At 66.1% G+C, this 24,524-nt stretch carries 22 protein-coding genes; 8 read left to right on the top strand and 14 right to left on the bottom strand.

Going from position 1 to position 24,524, the window contains the following annotated elements:
* Positions 1–57 precede the first annotated feature (57 nt).
* The 8 genes from ASG86_RS12940 to ASG86_RS12905 form a co-directional block, all read right to left on the bottom strand.
* Positions 58–465 (bottom strand): chorismate mutase, encoded by a 408-nt coding sequence (locus ASG86_RS12940; protein ID WP_056334802.1) that lies wholly within the window; start codon positions 463–465, stop codon positions 58–60.
* Between the two features lie 103 nt (positions 466–568).
* Complete coding sequence (locus ASG86_RS12935; RefSeq protein ID WP_056334801.1) at positions 569–2,284, bottom strand: ABC transporter ATP-binding protein; 1,716 nt, start codon at positions 2,282–2,284, stop codon at positions 569–571.
* Entirely contained in the window at positions 2,281–3,297 is a 1,017-nt protein-coding gene (locus tag ASG86_RS12930; RefSeq protein WP_056334798.1) for an ABC transporter permease, read from the bottom strand. Before ASG86_RS12930 ends, ASG86_RS12935 begins: the two co-directional genes overlap by 4 nt.
* A gap of 1 nt (position 3,298) precedes the next feature.
* Positions 3,299–4,390: an ABC transporter permease gene (locus ASG86_RS12925; protein ID WP_056334795.1), complete on the bottom strand. Its 1,092-nt coding sequence runs from the start codon at positions 4,388–4,390 to the stop codon at positions 3,299–3,301.
* A gap of 127 nt (positions 4,391–4,517) precedes the next feature.
* Positions 4,518–6,161, bottom strand: coding sequence for an ABC transporter substrate-binding protein (locus ASG86_RS12920; protein WP_056334794.1), 1,644 nt, complete (start codon positions 6,159–6,161; stop codon positions 4,518–4,520).
* 268 nt (positions 6,162–6,429) lie between these two features.
* Positions 6,430–7,563 (bottom strand): tRNA 2-thiouridine(34) synthase MnmA, encoded by a 1,134-nt coding sequence (gene mnmA, locus ASG86_RS12915; RefSeq protein ID WP_082566783.1) that lies wholly within the window; start codon positions 7,561–7,563, stop codon positions 6,430–6,432.
* A gap of 150 nt (positions 7,564–7,713) precedes the next feature.
* Positions 7,714–8,943 (bottom strand): cysteine desulfurase family protein, encoded by a 1,230-nt coding sequence (locus ASG86_RS12910; protein WP_056334787.1) that lies wholly within the window; start codon positions 8,941–8,943, stop codon positions 7,714–7,716.
* 46 nt (positions 8,944–8,989) lie between these two features.
* Positions 8,990–9,655, bottom strand: coding sequence for a helix-turn-helix transcriptional regulator (locus ASG86_RS12905; RefSeq protein WP_056335507.1), 666 nt, complete (start codon positions 9,653–9,655; stop codon positions 8,990–8,992).
* Between the two features lie 94 nt (positions 9,656–9,749).
* On the opposite strand from ASG86_RS12905, the gene ASG86_RS12900 reads away from it, so the two are divergent.
* The gene (locus tag ASG86_RS12900) at positions 9,750–10,172 is read left to right on the top strand and encodes a hypothetical protein (RefSeq protein WP_056334784.1); all 423 of its coding nucleotides are present in this window, start codon (positions 9,750–9,752) and stop codon (positions 10,170–10,172) included.
* A 177-nt stretch (positions 10,173–10,349) separates the two neighbouring features.
* Here ASG86_RS12900 and ASG86_RS12895 read toward each other — a convergent pair whose 3' ends face one another.
* Complete coding sequence (locus tag ASG86_RS12895) at positions 10,350–11,045, bottom strand: hypothetical protein (RefSeq protein WP_082566782.1); 696 nt, start codon at positions 11,043–11,045, stop codon at positions 10,350–10,352.
* Between the two features lie 206 nt (positions 11,046–11,251).
* Here ASG86_RS12895 and ASG86_RS12890 point away from each other — a divergent pair, with 206 nt between their 5' ends.
* From ASG86_RS12890 to ASG86_RS12875, 4 genes are all read left to right on the top strand, one after another.
* Positions 11,252–12,199: a J domain-containing protein gene (locus tag ASG86_RS12890; RefSeq protein WP_056334781.1), complete on the top strand. Its 948-nt coding sequence runs from the start codon at positions 11,252–11,254 to the stop codon at positions 12,197–12,199.
* A 23-nt stretch (positions 12,200–12,222) separates the two neighbouring features.
* Positions 12,223–12,690 carry a tRNA (cytidine(34)-2'-O)-methyltransferase gene (locus tag ASG86_RS12885; protein WP_056334779.1) on the top strand — a complete coding sequence of 156 codons (468 nt, stop codon included), beginning with the start codon at positions 12,223–12,225 and terminating at the stop codon, positions 12,688–12,690.
* A 214-nt stretch (positions 12,691–12,904) separates the two neighbouring features.
* The gene (locus tag ASG86_RS12880) at positions 12,905–13,513 is read left to right on the top strand and encodes a sigma-70 family RNA polymerase sigma factor (protein ID WP_056334776.1); all 609 of its coding nucleotides are present in this window, start codon (positions 12,905–12,907) and stop codon (positions 13,511–13,513) included.
* A 10-nt stretch (positions 13,514–13,523) separates the two neighbouring features.
* The gene (locus ASG86_RS12875; RefSeq protein ID WP_056335501.1) at positions 13,524–14,402 is read left to right on the top strand and encodes an anti-sigma factor; all 879 of its coding nucleotides are present in this window, start codon (positions 13,524–13,526) and stop codon (positions 14,400–14,402) included.
* Between the two features lie 70 nt (positions 14,403–14,472).
* Here ASG86_RS12875 and ASG86_RS12870 read toward each other — a convergent pair whose 3' ends face one another.
* The 4 genes from ASG86_RS12870 to ASG86_RS12855 all read right to left on the bottom strand — a co-directional run bounded on the left by ASG86_RS12870 (position 14,473) and on the right by ASG86_RS12855 (position 18,833).
* Positions 14,473–15,252, bottom strand: coding sequence for a PIG-L deacetylase family protein (locus ASG86_RS12870; RefSeq protein ID WP_056334773.1), 780 nt, complete (start codon positions 15,250–15,252; stop codon positions 14,473–14,475).
* A gap of 4 nt (positions 15,253–15,256) precedes the next feature.
* The gene (locus ASG86_RS12865) at positions 15,257–16,204 is read right to left on the bottom strand and encodes an electron transfer flavoprotein subunit alpha/FixB family protein (protein WP_056334768.1); all 948 of its coding nucleotides are present in this window, start codon (positions 16,202–16,204) and stop codon (positions 15,257–15,259) included.
* Positions 16,205–16,217: 13 nt separating this feature from the next.
* Positions 16,218–17,009, bottom strand: coding sequence for an electron transfer flavoprotein subunit beta/FixA family protein (locus tag ASG86_RS12860; RefSeq protein WP_056334765.1), 792 nt, complete (start codon positions 17,007–17,009; stop codon positions 16,218–16,220).
* 240 nt (positions 17,010–17,249) lie between these two features.
* Entirely contained in the window at positions 17,250–18,833 is a 1,584-nt protein-coding gene (locus ASG86_RS12855; protein WP_056334763.1) for a S1C family serine protease, read from the bottom strand.
* 282 nt (positions 18,834–19,115) lie between these two features.
* Here ASG86_RS12855 and ASG86_RS12850 point away from each other — a divergent pair, with 282 nt between their 5' ends.
* The 3 genes from ASG86_RS12850 (at position 19,116) to ASG86_RS12840 (ending at position 23,576) form a co-directional block, all read left to right on the top strand.
* Entirely contained in the window at positions 19,116–21,167 is a 2,052-nt protein-coding gene (locus ASG86_RS12850) for a TPM domain-containing protein (protein ID WP_056334760.1), read from the top strand.
* Between the two features lie 108 nt (positions 21,168–21,275).
* Positions 21,276–22,064: a PspA/IM30 family protein gene (locus ASG86_RS12845; RefSeq protein WP_056334756.1), complete on the top strand. Its 789-nt coding sequence runs from the start codon at positions 21,276–21,278 to the stop codon at positions 22,062–22,064.
* 87 nt (positions 22,065–22,151) lie between these two features.
* Complete coding sequence (locus tag ASG86_RS12840; protein WP_056334752.1) at positions 22,152–23,576, top strand: cryptochrome/photolyase family protein; 1,425 nt, start codon at positions 22,152–22,154, stop codon at positions 23,574–23,576.
* 7 nt (positions 23,577–23,583) lie between these two features.
* On the opposite strand, the gene ASG86_RS12835 is transcribed toward ASG86_RS12840, so the two are convergent.
* Positions 23,584–24,516 carry a cytochrome b/b6 domain-containing protein gene (locus ASG86_RS12835; protein ID WP_056334749.1) on the bottom strand — a complete coding sequence of 311 codons (933 nt, stop codon included), beginning with the start codon at positions 24,514–24,516 and terminating at the stop codon, positions 23,584–23,586.
* Between the last annotated feature and the right edge of the window lie 8 nt (positions 24,517–24,524).

The raw sequence follows: 24,524 nt of genomic DNA, 5'->3' as shown, positions 1-24,524 counted from the left end.
CCTTGACAGGGGCAACGGCCGGACGCCGGCCAGGATCCGGTTGGTGCTGTTCCCGGCTCACGCCAGTGCGGAGGTCTGCGGCTGCTGGCCGGACGAGGCCTGGTGGTCTTCGGCGATGGCCTCGTGATGGCGGATGACCTCGCCGATGATGAAGTTGAGGAACTTCTCCGCGAATGCCGGGTCAAGGTGGGCGTCCTCGGCGAGGCGGCGCAGCCGTGCAATCTGGGCCGCTTCACGTCCCGGATCACCGGCCGGGAGGCGGTGCGTTGCCTTCAGGAAGCCCACTTTTTGCGTTGCCTTGAAGCGCTCGGCGAGGAGGTACACCAGGGTGGCATCGATGTTGTCGATGCTGGAACGGATGGACAGCAGTTCAGCCATCACCGAATCGTCCACGTGGCCTGCCAGTGAGCTGGCGGATGGATCAAAATCGTCGGAGCCGGGAGAGGTGGGGTTGTGCTGCGTCATGGTTCCAGTCTATGGGAGCCGATGGAATCGACGCGGGTGTGAAGCGCCGGTGCCGGCCGTTCGCCGGCTCCGGCGCTTCACAGCGGGAAGTTGTCCTCCGGGGTCAGATTCCCAGGAGCGCCCGGTGCTCCTCCCGCCGTTTGGCCTGTTCGGCCGGGTCAGGCACGGGCAGGGAGGCGATCAGCCGGCGCGTGTAGTCATGCTGCGGGTTTCCCATGATCTGGCTGCCGATCCCCTGCTCCACCATCTTGCCTTTGTACAGGACGCCCACCCAGGAGGACAGGATGTCCACCACGGCCAGATCGTGGCTGATGAACAGGCAGCCGAATCCAAACTCCTCCTGGATGTCCCGGAACAGCTCGAGGACCTTTGCCTGGACCGAAACGTCCAGGGCCGACGTCGGCTCGTCCGCTATCAGCAGCCGGGGGTTCAGGCTCAACGCCCGCGCCAGTGACGCCCGCTGCCGTTGGCCGCCGGACAGTTCGTGCGGATACCGGCCCGCGTACGAGGCCGGCAACTGGACGGATTCCAGCAGCTCACCGACGCGTTTGCGCGCCTGGGCATCGCTTGGCCTGGTATGGATGAGCATCGGCTCGGCGATGCACTCGCCAATGGTCAGCTGCGGGTTGAACGACGCGGCCGGGTCCTGGAACACGAAGCCGATGTCCTTCCGGAGCGGCTTGAAGGTGCGTTCCCGAAGGTTGAGCATCTCATAGCCCAGCACTTTGAGGCTCCCCCCGGTAGTCCGGTTAAGCCCGGCGATGGCCCTCCCGATGGTGGTCTTGCCGGATCCCGATTCACCGACCAGACCGAACACTTCACCCCTGGACAAGGTGAAGCTGACCCCATCCACGGCTTTGAACGCGGGCGTGCCGAGCCGTCCCGGATACTCGATCACCAGGTTGTCGGCAGCTACCAGGATTTCCTCGTCCTGGTGGGGCCGTTCGGTAAGGCCCTCCGACGCCGAGTTGCGGCCCAGGTGCGGCACGGCAGCAAGGAGGTTGCGGGTGTACTCCTGCCGAGGTTCAGCGAACAAGGTCTTCGCCGCGGCCTCCTCCACAATGTCGCCCTGGTACATCACCACCACGCGGTCCGCCAGGTCAGCCACCACGCCCATGTTGTGAGTGATCAGGACGATCGATGTTCCGTACTTGTCGCGCAGGTCCCGCAGCAGCTCCAGGATCTCGGCCTGGACTGTGACGTCCAGGGCGGTGGTGGGCTCGTCGGCCACAATGAGTCCAGGGTTCAGGGCCAGCGCCGCGGCGATCACCACACGCTGCTTTTGCCCGCCTGAAAACTGGTGCGGGTAGTAGTTGACGCGGTGTTCGGGATCAGGGATCCCCACTTTTCGGAGCGCGTCGATGGCCCGCGCTTTGGCTTCCTTCTTCGAAACGCGCTTAGCGCCCTCGCTGGCCGCATGGGCGCGGATGCCCTCCGCGATTTGCCAGCCCACCGTGAACACCGGGTTCAGCGCGGTGGACGGTTCCTGGAACACCATGGCGACGTCCCGGCCGCGGATCTGGCGCAGCCTGGCGGCGCTCACGCTGATGACGTCGGCGCCGTTGATCAGGACCGTGCCGGAGCTGCTGGCGGTTTCGGGCAGCAAACCCAGGATGGTTTTGGCGGTCACCGTCTTACCCGAGCCTGACTCGCCCACGATGGCCAGGACCTCGCCTTTCCTGACGTCGAGGCTGACGTCCTTCACTGCCGGGACATCACCGACGTCGGTGGCGAACGTGACCTTGAGGTGGTTGATGTCAAGAACCCGCCGGCCGCTGTCAGTGCCTTGGTTGGGCGAAGGATCAATGTTGATGGTCATGACGTCCTCACTTCTGCGCCGAGGGCCTCGGTGGTCACTGGTGCTGGTGAACTGCCGCCACCGGTCCGCCTGCGGCCGCGGAGGCGCGGATCGTTCAAGTCGTTGATGCTTTCCCCCACCAGCGTCAGCCCGAGGACTGTCCAGACGATGGCGATGCCCGGGAACAGGCCGGTCCACCAGATACCTGACGTGGTGTCCGCGAGCGCCTTGTTCAGGTCAAAGCCCCATTCGGCAGCCGAACTTGGCTCGATGCCGAAACCGAGGAAACCGAGGCCTGCCAGCGTCAGGATGGATTCGGACGCGTTCAGCGTGAAGATCAGCGGCAGTGTCCGGGTGGCGTTGCGGTAGATGTGCCGGGTCATGATGCGGATGTTGGACGCACCAACCACCTTGGCCGATTCGACGAAGGGTTCGGCTTTGAGGCGGATGGTCTCGGCACGGATCACCCGGAAGTACTGCGGGATGAACACCACCGTGATGGAGATGGCGGCGGCCAGGATCCCGCCCAGCAGGCTGGACTGACCGCCGCTGATGACGATTGCCATGACGATTGCGACGAGCAGCGAGGGGAAGGCGTAGATCGCGTCCGCCACCACGACCAGGATCCGGTCCAGCCATCCGCCGATGTAGCCGCTCACCAGGCCGAGGATGACGCCGGCGAAGATGGAGAGGACCACGGCCACGATGATGACCAGCAGCGCTGTCTGCGTGCCCCAGATCACGCGCGACAGTACGTCATACCCGCCCACGGTGGTGCCGAGGAGGTGCTTGCCGCCGGGTGCCTGCTGGGTGGGGAAGCTCCCGTCGGCATCCGACAGTTGCGCGAAGCCATAGGGTGCCAGCAGCGGTGCCGTCAGTGCGGTGAGCAGGAAGATGCCGGTGAGGACGAGCCCCACCACCAGCATGAAGCGCTGCAGGCCGACGCTCTTGTTGAAGTGGGAAACCACTGGCAGCCGCCGGAAGAAGGGGGCCCGCGGGTTGGCGACCGGTTCCAGGGGTGTCTCTGCAGTCATGTCAGTACCTCACGCGGGGGTCGATCAGCGCGGCAATGATATCAACGATGAAGTTGGTGACGGCGACGATGACGGCCAGCAGCACCACAATGCCCTGGACCGCCACGAAGTCGCGCGCCGTGAGGTAATTGGCCAGCTGGAACCCAAGACCCTTCCACTCAAATGTCTTCTCTGTGAGCACCGCGCCGCCAAGCATCACAGCGATCTGCAGGCCCATCACGGTGATGATGGGGATCAGCGCCGGCTTGTAGGCGTGCTTGGTCACCAGCCGGAACTCGCTGACGCCGCGCGAACGGCCTGCCTCGACGTAATCCTTGCCGAGGGTGCCGATGACGTTGGTCCGGACCAGGCGCAGGAAGACGCCTGCCGTCAGGAAGCCCAGGGCCACCGCCGGGAGGACCGCGTGGGACATCACATCGCTGAAGGCAGCCATGTTCCCGCTGCGCAGGGCATCCAGCCAATAGATGCCGGTGGGCGCCTCCAGCGCGGTGAGGGACAGTTCCGTCCTTGTCCCCGCGCGGCCGGCCACCGGAAGCCAGCCCAGCCACACAGAGAACACCAGCTTGAGCAGCATGCCCGCGAAGAAGACCGGGGTGGCATAGAACAGGATGGCCAGGACCCGGAGCACTGCGTCCGGCAGGTGGTCACGGCGCTGGGCCGCGATCATGCCCAGCGGGATGCCTACCAGCAGCGCGATGATGAGGGCGTTGATGGACAGCTCCAGCGTGGCGGAACCGTAGGTGGTGAGCATCTCGGTGACCTTGCGGTTGTCCGAGAGGGTGGTGCCGAAGTTGCCCGTGGCCAGCTGGCCCAGGTATTCGAAGTACTGCACGATCAGCGGCCGGTCGTAGCCGGCCGCGTGGATGCGTTGCTGCAGCTGGTCAGGGGGCAGCCGGCCGCCCATGGCAGCCGTAATGGGGTCGCCGGTGATCCGCATGAGGAAGAACACCATGGTGACCAGGATGAGGATGGTTGGGAAGATCAGCAGGAAGCGGACCAGGATGTACTGGCCCAGTCCTCCGCCTCCCTGCTTTTTCCTGGGTGGAAGGAGTGCGTCCGCGTCACTGGGCGGCGCGTCAATCAAAGTTGTCATCGGTACCTGGATTCGTGGTGACCGGGAGCCAGCAGTCCCCTCGGTGCTGGCTGATGACCGGCAAAAGGCGGGACGCCGTTGCGGCGTCCCGCCTCCGGCCCGTCAGAGCCCGATGGGGGTGGAGTGCTTACCTGGACAAGACGCCAAGGCGTGTCTTGAAGGAGGGATCAAGGGTCTTCTCGACGCCCTTGATGTCCTTCCCGGCCACCAGCAGCTGGGAGCCCTGGAGGAGCGGCAGGGTGGAAAGGTCCTTCGCCACCGCAGTCTGGACGTCGCCAAGCAGTTTCTGGCGTTCGGTCTTGTCAGGCGTGGTGAGCTGCTTCTGTACCAGGTCCGTGACGGTCGGGTTCTCGTAGTGGTTCTTCAGGAAGTTGCCGGGGATGAAGAACGGCGTGAGGTAGTTGTCCGCGTCGGAGTAGTCCGGGAACCAGCCCAGCTGGTAGACCGGGTAGGCGTCTGCGGTCCGGGCCTTGGAGTACGTCACCCATTCGGTGGACTGCAGGTCCACGGTGAACAGGCCTGACTTCTCCAGCTGTTCCTTGACCATGGCGTATTCGTCACCGGAGGACTTGCCGTAGTGGTCCGGGTTGTACTGCAGCTTCAGGTTGACCGGACCGGTGACTCCGGCGTCTGCCAGGACCTTCTTAGCCTTGTCCAGGCTCGGTTTGCCGCTGCCGTCCCCGTACATTTCCTTCATCGGCTGGGTTGCGCCGGGAAGGCCGTCCGGGACCACCGAGTATGCGGGCACGTAGGTCCCCTTGTACACCTGGTCGGAGATGGCCTGGCGGTCGACGATGTCAGCCATGGCCTGCCGCACTGCAAGGGCCTTGGCGGGGTTGGCTTCGGGCGTCTTGGCGCCGAAGGGCATCGTGTCGAAGTTGAAGACGATGTACCGGAGCTCGCCACCCGGGCCCTTGTAGACCTTGACCTTGGAGTCCTTCTCGAGGTCGGCGGCGTCGGTTGCTGTCAGGCTGCGGCCGGCAACATCGATATTGCCGCCCTGGACGTCCAGCTTCAGGTTGTTGGAGTCGGCGTAGTACTTGATGACGGCGCTGTCATTGGAGGGTTTGCCCAGCAGCCCGCTGTAGTCCGGGTTGCTCTTGAGGCTGACGAGTTCGTTCTTTTTGTAGGAATCGATGGTGTAGGGGCCGGCGAAGGGCTTGCCGGAAACGATGTCCTCATCGCTCATCACCTTGTCGGCCGGGAAGACCTCCTCATCGATGATCGGGCCCGTGTTGGTGCCCAGGACGCTGGGGAACACCTGGTCGTTGCCGGCCTTCAGGGTGAACACCACCGTGGTGTCATCCTTGGCCTCGACGGATTTGAGGTTGGACAGCAGGGACGAGGGTCCGTTGGGGTCGTTGATCTTCACCACACGGTCGTAGGAATACTTCACGTCCGAGGCAGTCAGTGCGTGGCCGTTGGCAAACTTCAGGTTGGGTTTCAGCTTGACGGTGAACTCTGTGGGCGTCGTGAAGGAGGCCGATTCCGCGATGTCCGGGCTGACCTCGGCCGCACCGGGCTTGGAGTTCATCAGGAAGGGGTACACCTGGTTCATCACCAGGAAGGAACCTGCGTCATAGGAGCCGGCGGGGTCGAGGGTTACGACCTTGTCCGTTGTTCCGAATGTGATGGCACCGCCGCCGGCGCTGCCGCCGGTGGACGTTCCGCCGCCTCCGCCGCCCGATGGCCCGGTGCAGGCTGTCAGGGCCAGGGCGGAGATGCCTGCCAGCGCGATGGCGCGGTGCAGGGCCGTTGTGCTCTTGATCATCTGTGAACTTTCTGTCCGATGAGTACATGCGTGCCGGACGCATGGGCATATGTGGCCCCTGCTCCGGCGCGCAGTGCTGATCCCTAGATTCAATCAGAGAGTCAGCCCTCAGGACGCTCAATTCTGTGAGTTGAAACACAAAATTTATTTCTTTGGTACCCCCGCCCACTGAGCGGACGCCGGGTGCAGGCAGCCCGCCTCAAAAGAACCCGCTGCACGCCAAAGCAGCGCCACGGCGTTAACCGGGACGGTGCTTTGGTGCTACGGGTTAAAGCGCGGCGCGCTGGAGCGAGCGGGCGGCGTCGATGGTGGCCTGGCCCAGTACCCGGCTGCCCTGGTACAGCACCACTGTCTGGCCGGGGGCCACGCCCCGCAGGGGCGTCTCCAGCCGGACCACCAACTGGTTTCCTGCTGCGCCCTCGGTGGCGGACTCCACCCAGGCAGTGGCCGGGACCGGATCCCCATGGGCGCGCACCTGCGCGTGGCAGTCGAATTCAGTTCCGGTTTCCACTTCGGCGATGGGAAGTCCCGCCCAGGAAACCTTGATGCCGCGGATCTCGTCAATCGCCAGCAGCGCCTCGGGACCCACCACCACCTTGTTTTCCTTGGGCCGGATTTCCAGGACGAACCGGGGCTTGCCGTCGGCAGCAGGAGTCCCAAGCTTGAGGCCGCGCCGCTGCCCGACGGTGAATGCGTTGGCGCCGGGGTGCTCCCCCACCTTCGCGCCGGTCTCATCCACGATGTCGCCGCTGGTCATATCGATTTTTTCGGCAAGCCAACCTGCTGTATCGCCGTCGGGAATGAAGCAGATGTCATGGCTGTCAGGCTTGTTGGCCACGGACAGGCCCCGCCGCTCCGCTTCTGCACGCACCTCGGCCTTGGACGGGGTATCGGCCAGCGGGAACATGGAGTGCTTGAGCTGTTCGTGCGTTAGGACGCCAAGTACATAGCTCTGGTCCTTGGCCCAGTCCGCGGCGCGGTGCAGCTCCCGGTTGCCGTCGGAGTCTTCGATCACCTTGGCGTAGTGGCCGGTGCATACGGCGTCAAAGCCCAGGGCAATGGCCTTCTCCAGCAGGGCGGCGAACTTGATGCGTTCGTTGCAGCGCATGCAGGGGTTGGGCGTCCTGCCGGCTGCGTACTCATCGATGAAGTCCTGAACGACGTCTTCCTTGAAGCGCTCGGAAAAATCCCACACGTAGTAAGGGATGCCCAGCACGTCGCAGGCACGCCAGGCGTCCCGGGAATCCTCGATGGTGCAGCAGCCGCGGCTGCCCGTGCGCAGGGTGCCGGGCATGCGCGAAAGGGCAAGGTGGACGCCGACGACGTCGTGCCCGGCCTCCACCGCGCGGGCGGCGGCAACAGCGGAGTCCACTCCGCCGCTCATGGCTGCTAGTACTCGCATGCTGGCTTTCTGTTGAGGGACAGTGTCTTCCGGGGCCGGGCTGGATATGCCGGCGGCGGAAACGATCTTCGCCTATCTATTCTACGGTGGCAGGCAAATCGGCGAACCGGATACAAATGCTCCAGGCGTAAAGGAAACGGGCCGGCGCCTTCACACCCCGCGCAGCGCCTGCCGCGCCACGGTTCCCGCTGTCTGGATCGAGGACTCGTGTCCGGCCATGCCGGCCTGGCGTGCCCGCGCATAAGCCTCCGGCAGCGCTCCGAGCAGGGCATCGACGTCGGCCTCGGTGGACGCGTGCCCCAGGCTGAACCGCTGGGCTCCGCGCGCTGTCTCCTCGTCCAGGCCCATGGCCAGCAGCACATGGGATGGCCGCGGCACGCCGGCCGTGCAGGCCGAACCGGTGGAAGATTCGACGCCGGCCAGGTCAAGGAGGAACAGCAGCGAGTCCCCCTCACAGCCCGGGAAGGTGAAATGCGCATTGCCCGGCAACCGGCCGCCGGCCGGTGCACCGCGAAGGACCGCTTCAGGGACGCGTTCACTGACGCCCGCGATCAGGCGGTCACGAAGTGCGGCGATCCGCGGGGCTTCAGTCTGCAATCCGGCGGTGACAGCCTCTGCGGCGGCAGCGAAGGCAGCGATGGAGGCCGTGTCCAGGGTGCCGGAGCGGACGTCACGTTCCTGCCCGCCGCCGTGCTGCACCGGTGTCAGCTTGACCGCACGCCCCAGCAGGAGTGCGCCCACTCCCACCGGGCCGCCGATCTTGTGTCCGGAGATGGACATGGCATCCAGGCCCGAATCCCTGAAGTGCACGGGCACCGATCCGAAAGCCTGGACTGCGTCCGAGTGCACCGGGACGCCGGCGGCATGGGCCAGTTCAACCACGCGGCGGATGGGCTGGATGGTGCCCACCTCGTTGTTGGCCCACATCACGGTCACCAGGGCTACGGCGCCGGGGTCCCGGGAAAGCTCGGCCTCGAGGGCGTCGAGGTCCAGGATGCCATCGCTGTCCACGGGCAGCCAGGTCACTTCAGCGCCTTCGTGGCGTTCAAGCCATCCCACGGTGTCCAGCACCGCGTGATGTTCGACGGCGGAGCAGAGGATGCGGCGCCGCTTTGGGTCTTCCGCCACACGGGACCAGTACATGCCCTTTACCGCAAGGTTGTCCGATTCTGTGCCTCCGGAGGTGAAAATGACCTCCGAGGGATGGGCTCCTGCGGCCGCGGCGATGACCTCGCGCGCATCCTCGACGGCGCGGCGGGCCCGGCGTCCGGAGCCATGCAGCGAGGACGGGTTGCCAGTGCGCGCCAGTTCACGCGTCAGGGCGGCGAGCGCCGCAGCCGAAAGCGGAGTAGTGGCGGCATGGTCAAGGTACGCGGGCATCCCCCAATTCTATCGCGGCCTGCCGCTGCGTCCTCGGCGGGAGCCCTCAGTCCCCGGCGGTGATCCTCGCGCAGCAATGACCGGGCCCGGCAGCCGGGGCAACGCGCTCTTCCGCACTGCCACAGCCCACCGCGGCCCCACGCAGGAAGGCGCCGTTCATGTCGCATACCACTGCCGCATGCGACCGTGAGAGCCGGTGGAACGGGCAGTTGGGAAGCAGGTAACCGCCTTCACCGTCCTGCTCCGGCTGGTAGCCGGCTTCGGCCAGGAATTCCTCCAGGCCGCCGGCTGCTTCTGCCAGCTCCCGGCCTTTCCGGAAGGCGGCCGCACGGAGCGATTCACCGACGGGGGCGCCGCCGGCCTGGGAGGTTTCGATCGCCGCCGCCATGAGTTCCCCGGCGAGGTCATAGTTCCGGTCCGGTACTGACGCGTTGACCTCGCTTCCCACCGGCCGATACATCTTGGCGGGGCGGCCGGACCCCGGCCCTGCTCTCCCGGCCGGCTTGTGGAACTCCACGGCCAGCAAGCCGTCCTGCACCAGTCTGTCCAGATGAAAGGAGACGGTACTGCGGGGCATGCCTGTAGCCTCGGCCACTTCGTCCCGCCCCAGCGGTCCTGGCGCTGCGGCCACCAGTTCGAAAAGCTGCAGCCTCTTGCCATCCGTCAGCGAGGCTACGGCAGCAATCCTGTCAGCCCATGGAAGTCGGTACATGATGTCCACCAATCCAAATCCAAAGTCAGGATCTATTGATTATAGAACCTTGCCTTTCTAAAATTGGCATACCTACTTTTAGAAGGAGAACACCATGAAATCAACGTCGGCAGTGCAGGCCCGGAACGCAGCAACAGCCATGCCGGCGGCCAGGCAGGCGTTCCTGCTGCTGCGCACTGTCTTTACCGTCGCACCGATCCTTTTCGGTTTGGACAAGTTCACCAACATCCTCACTGACTGGACCGTGTACCTGGCGCCCCAGGCCACCGCCGTCGTACCACTGGCGCCCCAGACCTTCATGTACATCGTGGGCGTTGTGGAGATCATCGCCGGCATCGTCGTGGCGGTCCGGCCGAAATACGGCTCGCTGCTGGTGGCGGCCTGGCTAGCAGGGATCATCATCAACCTGCTGCTGCTCGGGAGTTTCTACGACGTGGCCCTGCGGGACTTCGGTCTGCTGGTGGGCGCGCTGGCCCTTAACCGCCTGTCGATGGAAAACAGCCGAGCCGCTGCGTGATCTCGCGGGAATTCGCCCGGCGCTGCCCTCGATGCGGCGCCTGGCGTTAACTGCACAAAGACCCGCCGGCAGCTGAGCCCTCCAGCCGCCGGCGGTTTTGCGCGCGCGGACCTAGAAAACCGGGGATTCTGCAAAGGGATCCCGGCGCCGAGGAAGCCGCCCGCAACATGCGCAGCCTCAAGCAGACGGCGGCAGCAATGGCAGGTAGCGGACCACGTCACCGCGGGCGGAAGCAAGCGTTGCCGGATCCGGGCAGGACACCGATATATAGGCCGAGGATTGCGCGGCCCCGAAAACCCTTGCCAACACCGCAGTGGACCGTCCGCCGGGAGCTGACTGCTCAAGGGCCAGCACTTCCACGTTCTTCCCGGGAGCATCAGGGGTACCGCCCCACTGCAATGTTTCGGTCTTCAGATACGAGGGCTGGATGGTGGCATCAAGGTACTGGAACAGTGCGACGGACGATTCCCGGTCCCCACCGCGTACCAGCGGACCCTGCCCTGTACTGACCCTCGCGGCGACAAGGCACCCATCCGCTTTGGCGAACTGGCTGGCGCCCGACACGTTCTCCATGACCAGCTTCCAGCCAGGTGCGTCTTTCAGCCCATCCGAAATGCCTACCGGCACCCCGGGCGCCAGGGTGCCGCCGGCGGCAAAGGGCAGGTCCCGTCCCGCCACTGCCGCGGCGTCGTATCCCGGTGTGATGGTGGGCGTGGATACAACGGGCGTGTCGGCAGGAGCCGCAGTCACGGAAGGATCCCGCACGTCCACGCTGCAGGCGACCAGCAGCACCGAACCCAGGCCGGCAGCGGCGAGCAGCACCGCCCGGTTCCCTGCCCTTCCGGCCCGCCCCGCCGTCGTCGGCATATCCATCTCCACTCCGTTGCACCCCCGCCGCCGCTGTCCGGCCGCGCAGCACGAGTCTAGACGGCATCCCCCGGGAACCCGGAAGCCCAGGGCATTCGTTGTTACGGCAGGCCGCCATCCGTGCCAGCTGGACTGTGCTGGCTAAACTGGGCGGGCACTTTCCTTCCCCTGCGGAGAATTTGAAGAAGCCGCGCATTAAGAAAAGGAACATCTTGACCGAGAGCAGCAGCTCCCACTACCAGGTCCTTCGCGTGGCCGTCACCGCCACCGACAAGGAAATCAAGGTGGCTTACCGGCGCGCTGCCAGGACGGCCCACCCGGACCACGGAGGCGATGCTGCAACCTTCCGCCGCGTGACCGCTGCTTACGAGACCCTCATCGATCCACAGCGCCGGAAAGCCTACGACCGCACCTACGGCGCCGCTCCGGCCCGCAGCATGCCGGCCGACAACGGCGCCCACTTTGATGCGCCCGCCGCCGGAAGCCGGGCTTCTGCCACCGTCCGCAGGCCGGACAACGGCAGGAACACTGCGGGAGACCCGCCGGTCTACGTTCCGCCGTACGGGACAGAGAACTCCGACGTCCCGCTTATTCCCCTTGCCCAAGCGCGCCAACAGGTGCATGGCATGCCGCGGAAACGGGGGATCTTTGGCGCCGAAGCCCGCATCCAGCGCGAAATGCGCACCGTGCAGCTGCTGACCCGGCAGGTGCTGCCGACCATTCCGGCCGCCCGGCTCATCAACGGCCTGCAGTCGCCCGCCGACAACAATCACATCGACCACGCGGTCCTGTCCGGCTACCGGCTGGCCCTGGTGAACTCCATGCTCCTGCCCAAGGGCGCCTATGCCTGGGACGGCCGGACGCTCAACCACGGCGGCCGCGCGGTGGCGCCGCCGCAGCTCGCCCGGGTGGTATGGGCCATGCAGGACATCTTCCCTGAACTGAATGTCACCGGCTGGACTGTGGTGCACAGCCCGGACGGCAACCTCCATGAGCCCGTGATCGACCACCACCGGCGTCCAGCGGGCGCGCTGGAAACTGTGCAAATCGTCAACGCGGCGGGCATGGTTCGCGGCTTGAAGGAATTCCTGGCATCAGGCCCGGCCCCCAACACGGTGAACGTCCCGGTCCTCGCCAGGCTGCTGCGCGGCATGCACTGAGCATGGATGGCTAGGATGGGGAGGTGTTCCGCATCCTATTCCATGCCCCAGAAATCCCCGGCAATACCGGCAATGCCATCCGCCTTGCGGCCATCACCGGCGCAGAACTGCACCTCGTGGAACCCCTGGGCTTCGACTTCTCCGACGCAAAACTCCGCCGGGCAGGCCTCGATTACCATGACCTCGCCGTCGTCACCGTGCACAAGTCGATCGACGACGCCTGGCAGCACCTTCAGCCCGAACGCGTCTACGCCTTCACCTCGGACGGCACCACCAGCTACACCGACATCACCTACCGCCCCGGCGACGTCCTGATGTTCGGCCGTGAATCGGTGGGACTCCCGGAAGAGCTGAAAACCGATCCCCACGTGACCGCTACCGTGCGCCTGCCCATGCTGCCGGCCCTTCGTTCGCTGAACCTCGCCAACGCCGCCTCGATTGCCGTCTACGAGGCCTGGCGCCAGCAGGGCTTTGCCGGGGCCAGGCTTTAGGAAACCCCTCACCGGGACCGGTTCCACCCGGCCGCGCAAATTCTTCACCCGCTGGCCCATCCGCCCCCGCTCCGGCATCGAATGACTCTTGAGGACATTCGAGCGGAGCAAGGAGCGGCAGGTGACACTACTGGAGGCAGGATCCAGGCAGGCAGGCCGCAGCCGGAACGGCACTGCTGAGGATTCACCGCCCGGAGACTTATGCTTGGAATTAATGGAAACTCCCAACGCGCCAAATTCCGAGGGCTCCGCCGCGGTGACTGACCCACCTGCAGACCTCAGCCAACGCCTCTCGGTCCTGCTGGCGGGCATTGCCCGCGGGGACCAGGCGGCCTTTGCCGAGTTTTACCAGCTGACCTCCCGCAGGGTCTTCGGCATGGCACGGCGCGTCCTGATCGATCCCGAACTCAGCGAAGACACCACGCAGGAAGTCTTCCTGCAGGTCTGGCAGAACGCGGCGAAGTTCGATCCGCAGGCAGGGAGCCCGCTGTCCTGGCTGATGACCATCTCGCACCGGCGGGCTGTGGACAAGGTCCGGTCCTCACAGTCTTCCACCGACAGGGAAGCCAGGTACGGGGCCAGTACGCAGGACATCGACCACGACAGCGTGTCCGACGAAGTGGGCAGCCGGCTGGAAGCTGAGGCTGTGGTCCGCTGCCTGGGGACGCTGACCGAAACACAGCAGGAATCCGTGCGCCTGGCCTACTACGGCGGCCTCACCTACCGGGAGGTCGCGGAACGGCTGAATGCAGCGGTGCCCACCATCAAGTCCCGCATCCGCGATGGACTGATCCGATTGAAGACCTGTTTGGGGGTGAGTTGAGATGAGCGGAATGGATGAAGCCCGCAACGGCGGTTCGAGTTCCTTCGGCGACACCGTCGCAATGGACCTGGCTTCAGGCCGCGCCGTGGACCTGGCCGAGTTGTACGCCCTGGATGCGGTCACGGACCAGGAACGCGATGCCATTGACCTCTATATCTCCGCGGCCCCGGAAGCGGAACGCCAGGCCTTCTTCGAGCGCGTCCGGCAGTCCCGGGAGGCGCTGGCCCGCACCTTCCGGGTGGAGGAGGCACCGCCGTCGGACCTGTTTGACCGGATCATCGCACAGCTTCCTGCCCAGTTCCCCGGGCAGGACAGACTGCCCGGTGGAGGCGCGCCGGCACCAGCCGGAAGCAGCGCTCCAACACCGCTTCACATTACCCCTGGCGGGCCGGACGCCCGTGACGAACTGGCGCAGGCCCGCAAGCGCCGGGAGGAACGGCGCGGCCCGTCCGGCGCCCGGCGCTGGCTCATCGGCGTGGCGGCGGCCGCAGCCATCGCCCTGGGCGGTGTTGGTGTGGGCGCCTACATGGCGGACCAGAACGATCCCGTCAACCAGGTGGCCAGGGCCGGGGACCTGCGTGAGGCCTCCGTGAATGTTGTGGGCGGCGGCAAGGCCACCCTCCTGATTTCAGCGTCGGAGGACGCAGCCGTGGTGAAGATGAGCGACGTGCCCGCTCCCCCGGCCGGCAAGGTCTACCAGATGTGGCTGATCCCCAAGGACGGCTCCGCACCGGTGTCGCAGGGGCTTATGGACGAACAGGCCCTGTCCAAGCCCGCGGTGGTTCAGGGAATCCATTCGGCCGCCTCACTGGGGATCACCGTTGAGCCGGCCGGCGGGTCCAAGGCGCCCACGCTGCCCACTGTGGCGGCAGCCCCGCTGGGAGCCTGACGCGGCGATCAAGTGAAAAAAAGCGCCCCCGGCCCCTTCCCATGGAAGGAACCGGGGGCGCTTTGCTGCCCTAGAAACCCGCGATCGTCCCGGGCCCGTTGACCGCCACCACATGGAAGGCTTCCGCGCTGCGCCCGTCCGGCAGCCCGGCCCGGGCGGCGTTGAGCCGCATACCTTGCCGGACGGTGGCTTCCATGGCGTCCACGTCAGGGTGCTGGCTGACGTGGACGTGGATGGCGGACAGCTTCGCGTCCACATGGGCGGTGACGTCCACGAAGTGGTTTTCCCGTTCCTCCGGTCCGGCGTACAGCCAGAGCCATGGCAGCTTGTAGGCTGCCAGGCCGGCTTCGGCCAGCTCCGGGTAGGCGAACGGGTTCTCGAGCGCCGGATACACGGCGCGGGTTACGGCTTCCCCCACGGCCAGGTGGTCGGGGTGGCTCTTTTGGAGCCGCTGCCAGTTCCGTTCCGGATGCATGGCCAGCACGACGTCGGGACGGAGTTCGCGGATCAGCCGCACCACCGCTTTCACCACCTCGTGCGAGGGTTCGAGGTACCCGTCCCTCTGGTGGAGGTAGTGGATATCGGTGACGCCCACGAGTTCTGCGGCGCGGCGCTGCTCGGCGTCGCGCATGGCGATGATGTCCGCGCGGTGGGCGGGGTCGAAGCCGCCCGCGTCGCCGTCGGTCATGATGCAGTAGCTGACCTCCACGCCGGCCGCCGTCCAGGCGGCAATGGTGCCGGCGGCGCCGAAGTCGATGTCGTCAGGGTGGGCCGCAAAACAGAGCACCCGCCCAACCCGGTGTATTTCCGGGTTGAACGGGCTCCCTGCCTGCCCGAGGGAGGCAGTCAACGGTTCAGCCTTTTCGCTTCTTGATCTCGGCCGCAGCCTGGGGAAGGACATCGAAGACGTCACCGATGATCCCGAAGTCCGCAATTTCGAAGACCGGGGACTCGGCGTCCTTGTTGACGGCGACGATGACCTGGGATGTCTGCATCCCGGCTTTCTGCTGGATGGCGCCGGAGATCCCCGCGGAGATGTACAGCTGCGGCGAAACGGTCTTGCCCGTCTGTCCCACCTGGGCATCGTGGCTGATCCAGCCCGCGTCCGTGGCGGCACGGGAGGCACCCACGGCGGCCCCGAGGGCATCGGCCAACTCCTCCACTGGGCCGAAGTCGCCATCCATGCCGCGTCCGCCGGCAACCACGATCCGTGCGTCCGTCAGGTCGGGCCGGCCGCTGGCCACCTTCTGCTCGCGGGCCGTGATCCGGGCGGCTGCAGCCACGGCGGGGACCTCCACGGTGGCCGATTCCGGGGTGGTGGGGGCAGAAGCAGGTTCCGGGATGACGTTGTTGGCCTTCAGGGTCAGCACGGAAACTGCAGTGCTGGCCTTGCAGGCGGTGTTGTAGGAGCCGGCCAGGACGGACTTGTGAGCAGTGCCGTCGGGGTCTACGGCGACGACGTCGGTGATCACACCTGCGTTCAACCGGATACCTACGCGTGCGGCGATCTCCTTGCCTTCCGGCGAGTTGTCCAGCAGCACGATGCCGGCACCGCTGGCCTCGGCCGCGGCGGCCACGTAGGCAGCCTTGGGTGCAACCAGGAAGTCATCCAGGTCCTGGGCCGACGGGCGCAGGATGCTTTCCACGCCATACTCGGCGAAGGTGGCGGCGACGCCGTCGGAAAGATCCCCATTGAGCGCCACGGTGCTTCCGCCCAGGGAGCGCGCCAGGGTCAGCAGCTCAAGGCTGCTCTTCTTGAGCGATGCGCCCGGGTTGTCGATGAATACCAGTACTTTTGCCATGTCGATGTCCCTCTTAGAGCAGCTTCTGGGCGGCCAGGAAGTCAACCAGCTTGATGCCGGCATCGCCCTCGTCGGTGATGATGGTGCCTGCGGTCCGGGGCGGCCGCTGTTCGGCGCTGCCCACGCTGGTCCAGGACCCGGCGAAGCCCACCTGGGCGGGGTCGACGCCGATGTCGGCCAGGGACAGAGTGGTGATGCTCTTGCGCTTGGCCGCGATGATTCCCTTGAAGTTGGGGTACCGGGGCTCGTTGATCTGGTCCGTCACGGATACGACGGCGGGCAGCGGCGCCTCGACGGTCTCCGAGGAGGTGTCGGCGTCGCGCCGTGCGGTCAGCCGGCCGCCGTCGACCTCCAGGGTGGAGGCAAAGGTCACCTGGGGCAGCCCGAGCCGTTCGGCCAGCTGTGCGGGGACCAGCGACGTTTCGCCGTCGGTGGAGGCCATGCCGGTGAGGACCAGGTCCACGCCGCCAAGGTGCCGGACCGCTGCCGCCAGTGCCAGCGAGGTGGCTGCGGCGTCGGAGCCTTCCAGGGCGTCGTCGGTCAGGTGGACGCCCTCGGTGGCGCCCATCTGCAGCGCCTTTTTGACGGCGTTGACGGCTCCGGAGGGGCCCATGCTGAGGGCGATGACCTGGTTGCCCGCCTTGCTTCCGCCCCTGGCCTCGGCCAGCTGCAGCGCTGCCTCGAGGGCGTACTCGTCAAGCTCGGACAGAATGCTTTCGTCGCGGTCCACGGTGTTGCCCGCACCGTTGAGGTGGCGGTCGAACTGGGCGTCCGGTACATGTTTGACCAGGACTACGATCTTCAATGTCTCTTCCACTGTGTTTACAGCAGCCTTCCATGCTTGTGGACAGCCAGCCGGGTGGGTCATGGCCGTGGAATGCCCGGCAGGCGGGTAGCTCCTAGCTAACCATATCGGCGCGCCCCCGCGCCCTCTTCCGTTAACGCCTGTGTCAGGGCGTGGCCGGGGCGCAGCATGACGACGGCGGCGCCCCCTTTGGGTGGGAACGCCGCCGTCGTCATTGCTGCAGGGTGTTGCTGACGGACGTCAGCTGGCCGCCGCACCGAGCGTAACGTCGAACGTCTGCTCCTTGCCGCTGCGCTGGACGGTGATCTTCACGGTGGACCCTGCGGGCTGTTCGCGGACGGCTGCGGTCAGCTGGTTGGGTTCGCCGATGGTGAGGTCGTTGAACTTGGTGATGACGTCACCGACCTTGATGCCGGCCTTTCCGGCTGCCGAGTTGGGGTCAACGGTGGCGACGTCGGCCCCCACGGAGAATTCCGAGGATGCGCCCGACGTGGACTTGGGCTTGACGCTGACACCCAACTGGCCATGCGAGGCCTTGCCGGTGTCGATGATTTCCTGGGCCACGCGTTTGGCGTGGTTGATGGGGATGCTGAAGCCGACGCCGATGTTGCCGCTCTGCGAGGAGGACGTCCCGGATCCCGCGGAGGCGATGGCGACATTGACTCCGATGATCTCGCCCTTGCTGTTCACCAGGGCGCCGCCGGAGTTGCCGGGGTTGATGGCCGCATCAGTCTGGATGACGTTGATGGCAATGGAGCCCTCCCCCGCGCTTTGCTGGCTCTGGCCGCCGCCCGGAGGCGCGAACTGGAACCCCTGGTCGCCGCCCTGGCTGTTGTCACCGCCCTCCGGAGCCGCAGACGATGCGACGCTGATGGTCCGGTTCAGGGTTGAGACAATCCCGTCCGTGACCGTTCCGGTCAGGCCGAGCGGGGATCCGATGGCGATGGCGGTATCCCCTACGTTGAGCTTGCCGGAATCGCCAAGAGTGGCAGGGGTGAGGCTTGAGGTGTCGTCCACCTTAATAACGGCGAGGTCGGACAGGGGGTCGGTGCCCACCAGCTTTGCCGGCAGGACCTTTCCGTCGCTGGTCCGGATTTCAAGGGTGGCGTTGGCGGTCTGGCCGTCGAGGGTCACCACGTGCGTGTTGGTCAGGATGTGCCCCTGGTCGTCAAGGACGATACCCGAACCGGTGCCCCCTGAACTGCCGCTCGTGGCACTGATGGTGACGACGCTGGGCGAGGCCTTCACGGCGGCGGCGGTGATGGCGTTGACGTCGTCCTTGTTGTTGACGATGACGGTCCCGGGCTGGCTGTTGCCGGCGACGGTTGAGGTGCTGGACCCGGTGTTGCCAAACAGTTCGCCGGAGCCCACCGTGGCCACGCCGCCCCCGACGAGGCCTGCTGCGAGGATGCTGGCCACGAGGGTCCCGACGCCGAAGCTCGCCTTCCGGCGGGGGGCGTCCTTGGGGTTGGGCGCCAGGCCGACGCTCCCGTTGGGTGTGCCGTGGCCGTCACCGTGCAGGGGCTGGCCGTTGTGCTGCTGGCCGTAGTATCCGGACTGGCCGTAGAACGGCTGGCGCTGCGGGTACACGGGACGTGGGGCCCCCGGCAACTCCTGGGTGTGGTTATCACGCGACTGCGGCTGGTCCAGCCGCTCCGTGTGGTTCTGGTATGCCGCGCCGCTCTGCTGTTCCGCGCCGCTGTTCCCATACTGAGTGGCCGCCTGGCGGTCTCCGGGCTGCTGCTGGTCCTGCTGCTGCCACGGGTTCCTGCTGCCCGCGGAGCTGTCCTCCGGGACCGGGCCTGGGGTTTGATTCTCAGTCATGGGACTTCCTTTCATCCTCGTCTGCCATTAACTATGTACCGTCCCGCTGGGACAAGCTCGGATGTTTGCTGAGAGCTTGCTGAACGCCTCGATGGTCGCCGCCCTCCCGGCATAGCGTTTCGCTGGCGGCATATTCGGGCGCATGGACTGGCTGTGGGGTGCACCATAGAATCAAGATGAATTGCCACAGCGACCTGCGGCTTCACACCAAGCGTGGGGGCGCTGCTGGATTCGACGACTGATTCGTCCCGAATCGGTGTCAGGCGTGCTGAAGGGTTGCACATGCGGTCAAAGTTCAAACGTATCCTCGCCGTGATCGGCCTTGCCGGGCTGCTGGCGGTACCCGCCGGCGCCGCATGGGCCGAGAACCCGGTTACTATCCCCTCGGGCACCAACATTGTGGATGACGCCAATGTCCTGGGCAGCCGGAAGGGCGAGGTCCAGGACGCCATCCAGAAGCTGTTGAAGGACCACAAGTACAACCTGTACGTGGTCACGGTGAAAACCTTCACCAACCCGACCGACCCAGCTCAATGGACGCAGAAAGTAGCTGAGCTGAAGAGCATGGGCAGGGCCGATGCCGTCCTGGCAATTGCTGTTGATGACGGCAAGTTCAACTTCGCCACTAATTCAAACAGCCCTATCCGGTCCAAGCAGGCCAACATCAGCCAGAACGCAGTCACCGCCAACCTCGCTGGCGGCAAGCGCGATTTCGCCCAGGCAGCTATCGATACTGCCTCCGCCATTGGTGACGCCGCCGGCGGCGGCAGCGGCAACGTGTCATCCGGTGACGGCGCCGGTGCAGGCGTCCTGGTAGGTGCGGGCGTGGTGGTGGCCGGAGGCGGCGCGTACCTCTACTACCGGAACCGCCGGAAGAAGGCTGCCGGCCAGGACGCATCCAGCGGAAGCTACGGGCCCCAGGGCGCCGAGCTGGACCCGCTGGCGTCACTCAGCGTGGAGGAACTCCGCCGGAAGAGCGGTTCCCTGCTGATCGAGGCGGACGACGCCATTAAGACCAGCGAGCAGGAACTTGGCTTTGCCCAGGCGCAGTACGGCGATTCCGCCGTCGGAAACTTCACCAAGGCCCTGGCTGAGGCGAAAGCCCACATGACGGAGTCGTTCAAGCTGCAGCAGCAGCTCGACGACCACATTCCGGACACGGAGGAGCAGCAACGGACCTGGCTGGGCGAGATCATCCGCCGCTCCGAGGCTGCCCTGGCATCCCTCCAGGAGCAGAAGGCTGACTTCGACTCGCTGCGTGAGCTGGAGAAGAACGCGCCGCAGGCCCTTGCCGCAGTCAACGCCGGAGCCCGCGAAGCGGACGCCAAGATCGCCAGCGCGGAGCAGTCGCTGGCCACCATGCGGTCCAAGTACGCGGACAGTGCACTGACGCAGGTATCGGACAACATCGTCCAGGCCAAGGAGCGCCTGGCCTTCGTGCAGAACGCGTCCGAAACCGCGCAGCAGAAGCTCGGTGAGGGCGAGAGCAGCCTTGCAGCAGTGGCCGTGCGCGCAGCCGAAGAAAGCCTGCACCAGACCAACGTTCTCCTCGATGCCATCGCCAAGGTGGCCACCAACCTCGACGAGGCCCGTAATGGCCTCGAAGCCTCGGTGGTGGACACCTCCCAGGACCTGGCCCAGGCAAAGGCCATGATCCAGTCCGGCGCCCACGCCGAGCTGGCCGGGCCGGTGGCCGCGGTGGAGGCTGCATTGGCCCAGGTCAAGAGCGAGATCCAGGGCGGAAAGATCGACCCCATCGCCACCCTGCAGCGGGTCGAAACCGCCCACCAGTCCCTGGACCAGGCCCTGACCGGGATCCGTGACCAGCAGGAGCAGGCCCGGCGCGCGCAGGCGTCGCTGCAGCAGACCATCATGTCTGCGCAGGCGCAGATTAGTGCCACGTCCGACTACATCACGGCCCGCCGCGGCGGGGTGGGCACCGAGGCACGCACCAGGCTTGCTGAGTCTCAGCGCAACCTCGACTATGCGCTGTCCATTGCCCGCACGGACCCTGTCACCGCGCTCACCTACGCACAGCAGGCGCACGCCCTGGCAGCGCAGGCGGCCCAACTGGCCCAGGCCGACGTGGAACACTTCGACGGCTACGCCAACCAGGGCTATGGCCGCGGCGGCATGTTCGGCGGCGGAGGCGGCGGTGGACTGGGCGGTGCCATCCTGGGCGGCATCCTGATCAACTCCATCCTCAACGGTGGCCACGGCGGCTGGGGTGGCGGCGGTGGCTGGGGTGACGGCGGCGGAGGCGGCGGCTTCGGCGGCGGCGACGGCGGCTTCGGCGGCGGCGATTTCGGCGGCGGAGACTCCGGCAGTTTCTAGGAACTTCCGCCGGAACACGCCGGAAAACCCCGGCGGGCGGACAGAAGCAGTACACCACTGTGCACCGGTCCCAGTGGTTCACCCAGAGCAGGACGAAAGGCAAACACCATGGTTAAGCAGTCCATTTTCGGCCGGATCGCGCAGCTGGCAAAGGCGAACATCAACACTTTGCTGGACAACGCCGAGGATCCGCAGAAGATGCTGGACCAGATGGTCCGCGACTATACCAACAACATCGCCGAAGCAGAGTCCGCCGTTGCGCAGACCATTGGCAACCTCCGCATGCTGGAAGACGATTACAACGAGGACGTCAAGAACGCGCGCGACTGGGGAAACAAGGCACTGGCCGCCTCCCGCAAGGCTGACGAGTTCCGCGCGGCCGGTGACGTTGCCGACGCCGAGAAGTTCGACAACCTGGCAAAGGTGGCCTTGCAGCGGCAGATGTCAGCCGAGAACGAAGCCAAGGGCGCGGAGCCGAGCATCGCCTCGCAGCGCGAGGTGGTGGACAAGCTGAAGACCGGCCTGGACCAGATGAAGAACAAGCTCAACCAGCTGACCAGCAAGCGCAACGAACTGGTGGCCCGGTCAAAGACGGCAGCGGCGCAGTCCCAGGTGCACGACGCGATCAAGAGCATCGACATCATGGATCCCACCAGCGAAGTGGGCCGCTTCGAAGAAAAGATCCGCCGCGAAGAGGCCAAGGTCCGCGGCCAGGAGGAACTTGCAGCATCCAGCCTGGACGCGCAGTTCAACCAGCTGGAGGACCTGGGCGAGCAGACCGAGATCGAGGCCCGGCTCGCCGCGTTGAAGTCCGGCGGAGCCAAGCCTGCCCTCGGTGCCGCCGGTGCCGCACAGTCCGAATCGACCGTTGAGGAAGCCGACTTCGACAAGCTCTAAAGTCAGCTGGCTTCCACAGGCAAACATGGCGATGGCCGGGACCGCGGTTCCGGCCATCGCCATGTCCACAGTGTGTAGCGTGGTGCCATGACCTCCCTTGAAGAGACCGCCCTGGTCTGGCTCCGCGACGACCTTCGCCTGGACGACAACCCGGCCCTGAACGCCGCCGCCGCGCTGGGCCTGCCGCTGACGGTGGTCTACGTCCTGGATGAAGAATCTGCCGGCATCAGGCCGCTGGGAGGCGCAACCAGATGGTGGCTGCACCACTCGCTGCAGACCTTGTCCTCCGCCCTTGAGGCCCGCGGCTCACGTCTGCTCCTTCGCCGTGGGCCGGCCGGGCAGGTGATCAAGGAAGTGGCGGCACAGGCCGGAGCTGCGCACCTCTTCTGGAACCGGCGCTATGGCCAGCCGGAGCGAACCATCGACGCCGCCCTCAAGGCGTGGGCCGCGGAAAGCGGCCTGGAGGCTTCAAGCTTCCAGGCAAACCTCCTGTTCGAGCCCTGGACGGTCAAGACCGGCTCCGGCGGGCCCTACAAGGTGTTCACGCCCTTCTGGCGGGCGTGCCTTGCCGGCCAGGAGGTCCGCGACCCGCTGGAGCGTCCCGCTGTGATCCCGGGACCTCCGCAACCAGGCCGCCTCCAGGCAGGTGACGATCTCGACAGCTGGGGGCTGCTCCCCTCCTCCCCCGACTGGAGCGGCGGCCTCGCCGCCACCTGGACCCCCGGGGTGGAAGGCGCACAGCACCGGCTGGACGACTTCCTGGACGGACCCGCCGGGGAATACGGAACTGGGCGGAACCTGCCCGGGGTCGAGGGGACCAGCCGCCTGTCACCGCACCTGCGCTTCGGCGAAGTCAGCCCGTTCCGGGTGTGGCACGCGATCCGCCGCCGCTATCCGCAAAACGTGCCTGCCGACGTCGGGATCTTCCGGTCTGAGCTTGGCTGGCGCGAATTCTGCTGGCAGCTGCTGTACAACAACCCGGAACTGGCCACCCGCAACTACCGGCCCGAATTTGACCGGTTCGCCTGGGAGCAGCCGGGCAGGAGCGAGCTCGAAGCGTGGCAGCAGGGCCGTACTGGCTACCCCTTGGTGGATGCCGGGATGCGGCAGCTCTGGCAGACCGGCTGGATGCACAACCGCGTGCGGATGGCCGCGGCCTCATTCCTTGTCAAGAATCTGCTGACGGACTGGCGGGTCGGAGAGGAATGGTTCTGGGACACGCTGGTGGACGCCGACGCCGCCAGCAACCCGGCCAACTGGCAGTGGGTGGCTGGCTCCGGCGCGGACGCTTCGCCGTACTACCGGATCTTCAATCCGGTCACCCAAAGCAAAAAATTCGACGCCGCCGGCCGCTACCTGCGCGAGTTCGTCCCTGAGCTCGCTGACCTGGACAACACATCCATCCACGAGCCCTGGAAGACGGGGGTTCAGGACTATCCCGAACCCCTTGTTGAGCTGCCGGAGTCCAGGGAACGCGCGCTGGCTGCCTACCAGCAGCTCAAGGACAGCTGAGCCGGGCTTAGCGGCTGACCTTGCCCATGAGGGAGGCGATGGGCCGCAGGAAGATGGGGCGGGCCGCGAACCAGGCGGCGACCATGACGGCCACGGATGCCAGGAACACCCAGAAACCGAACCAGCCGTCGTCGTCCCTGACCCCGTACATGTGGTTCAGGTTCCGCAGTGCACCGGTGGTGAGCACCAGGAAGACGTGGACCACGATGAAGGCCACGAAGTAGATCATCACCGGGAAGTGGACGGCGCGCGCCCACTCGATCGGGTAGGCCTTGTTCAGGCCCGCAGCCTTCTTTGGCCAGGCGGAGGACATCCTCAGGCCCGTGATGAACGCCAGCGGCGCAGCGATGAAGACGGTCACGAAGTAGGCCAGCTGCTGCAGTGCGTTGTAGTTGATCCAACCGTCTTCCGTGGGCCAGTCCAGCGAGGCGTATTGCAGCGCGGCCGACAGGGCATTGGGGAAGATGTCCCAGCTGGTGGGGACGATGCGCATCCATTGCCCGGTGGCGAACAGCAGCACGGCGAAGACGAGCCCGTTCAGGATCCAGAGGGCATCCAGTGTCAGGTGGAACCACAGCTCGAGGGTGATCTTGGTGGGCGCGTTCCGGGTGCGGATCAGGCCCTTATTGTTCCTGGTCCAGTGCCCGCTGGGCCGTGTGGTGGTGCGTACCTGCCATCCTGTGCGGATGATCAGGAGCAGGAAGAAGGCGTTGAGGAAGTGCTGCCAGGCCAGCCAGGCGGGAAAGCCCACCGGGGCTTTCTCCGGCAATGCGGACTGGCCGGGGTAGTCCGCGAGAAAGGATTCGACGGCGGGCAGTCCCACGAGCAGGCGGGCCACCAGGACCACCAGGACCAGCGCCGCGAGGACTGCGGGAACCACCCAGTAAAGCCGGGACCGCTTGCCCGTCGCGGCGCCGGGTTTCTTCGTGGGTGTGGCCATGGAACTAC

Source organism: Arthrobacter sp. Soil764 (assembly GCF_001428075.1).
In the GTDB taxonomy this organism is placed as follows: Bacteria; Actinomycetota; Actinomycetes; order Actinomycetales; family Micrococcaceae; genus Arthrobacter.
Note: the sequence above shows the minus strand (reverse complement) of the source record. Positions and strands in the feature narration are given on the sequence as shown.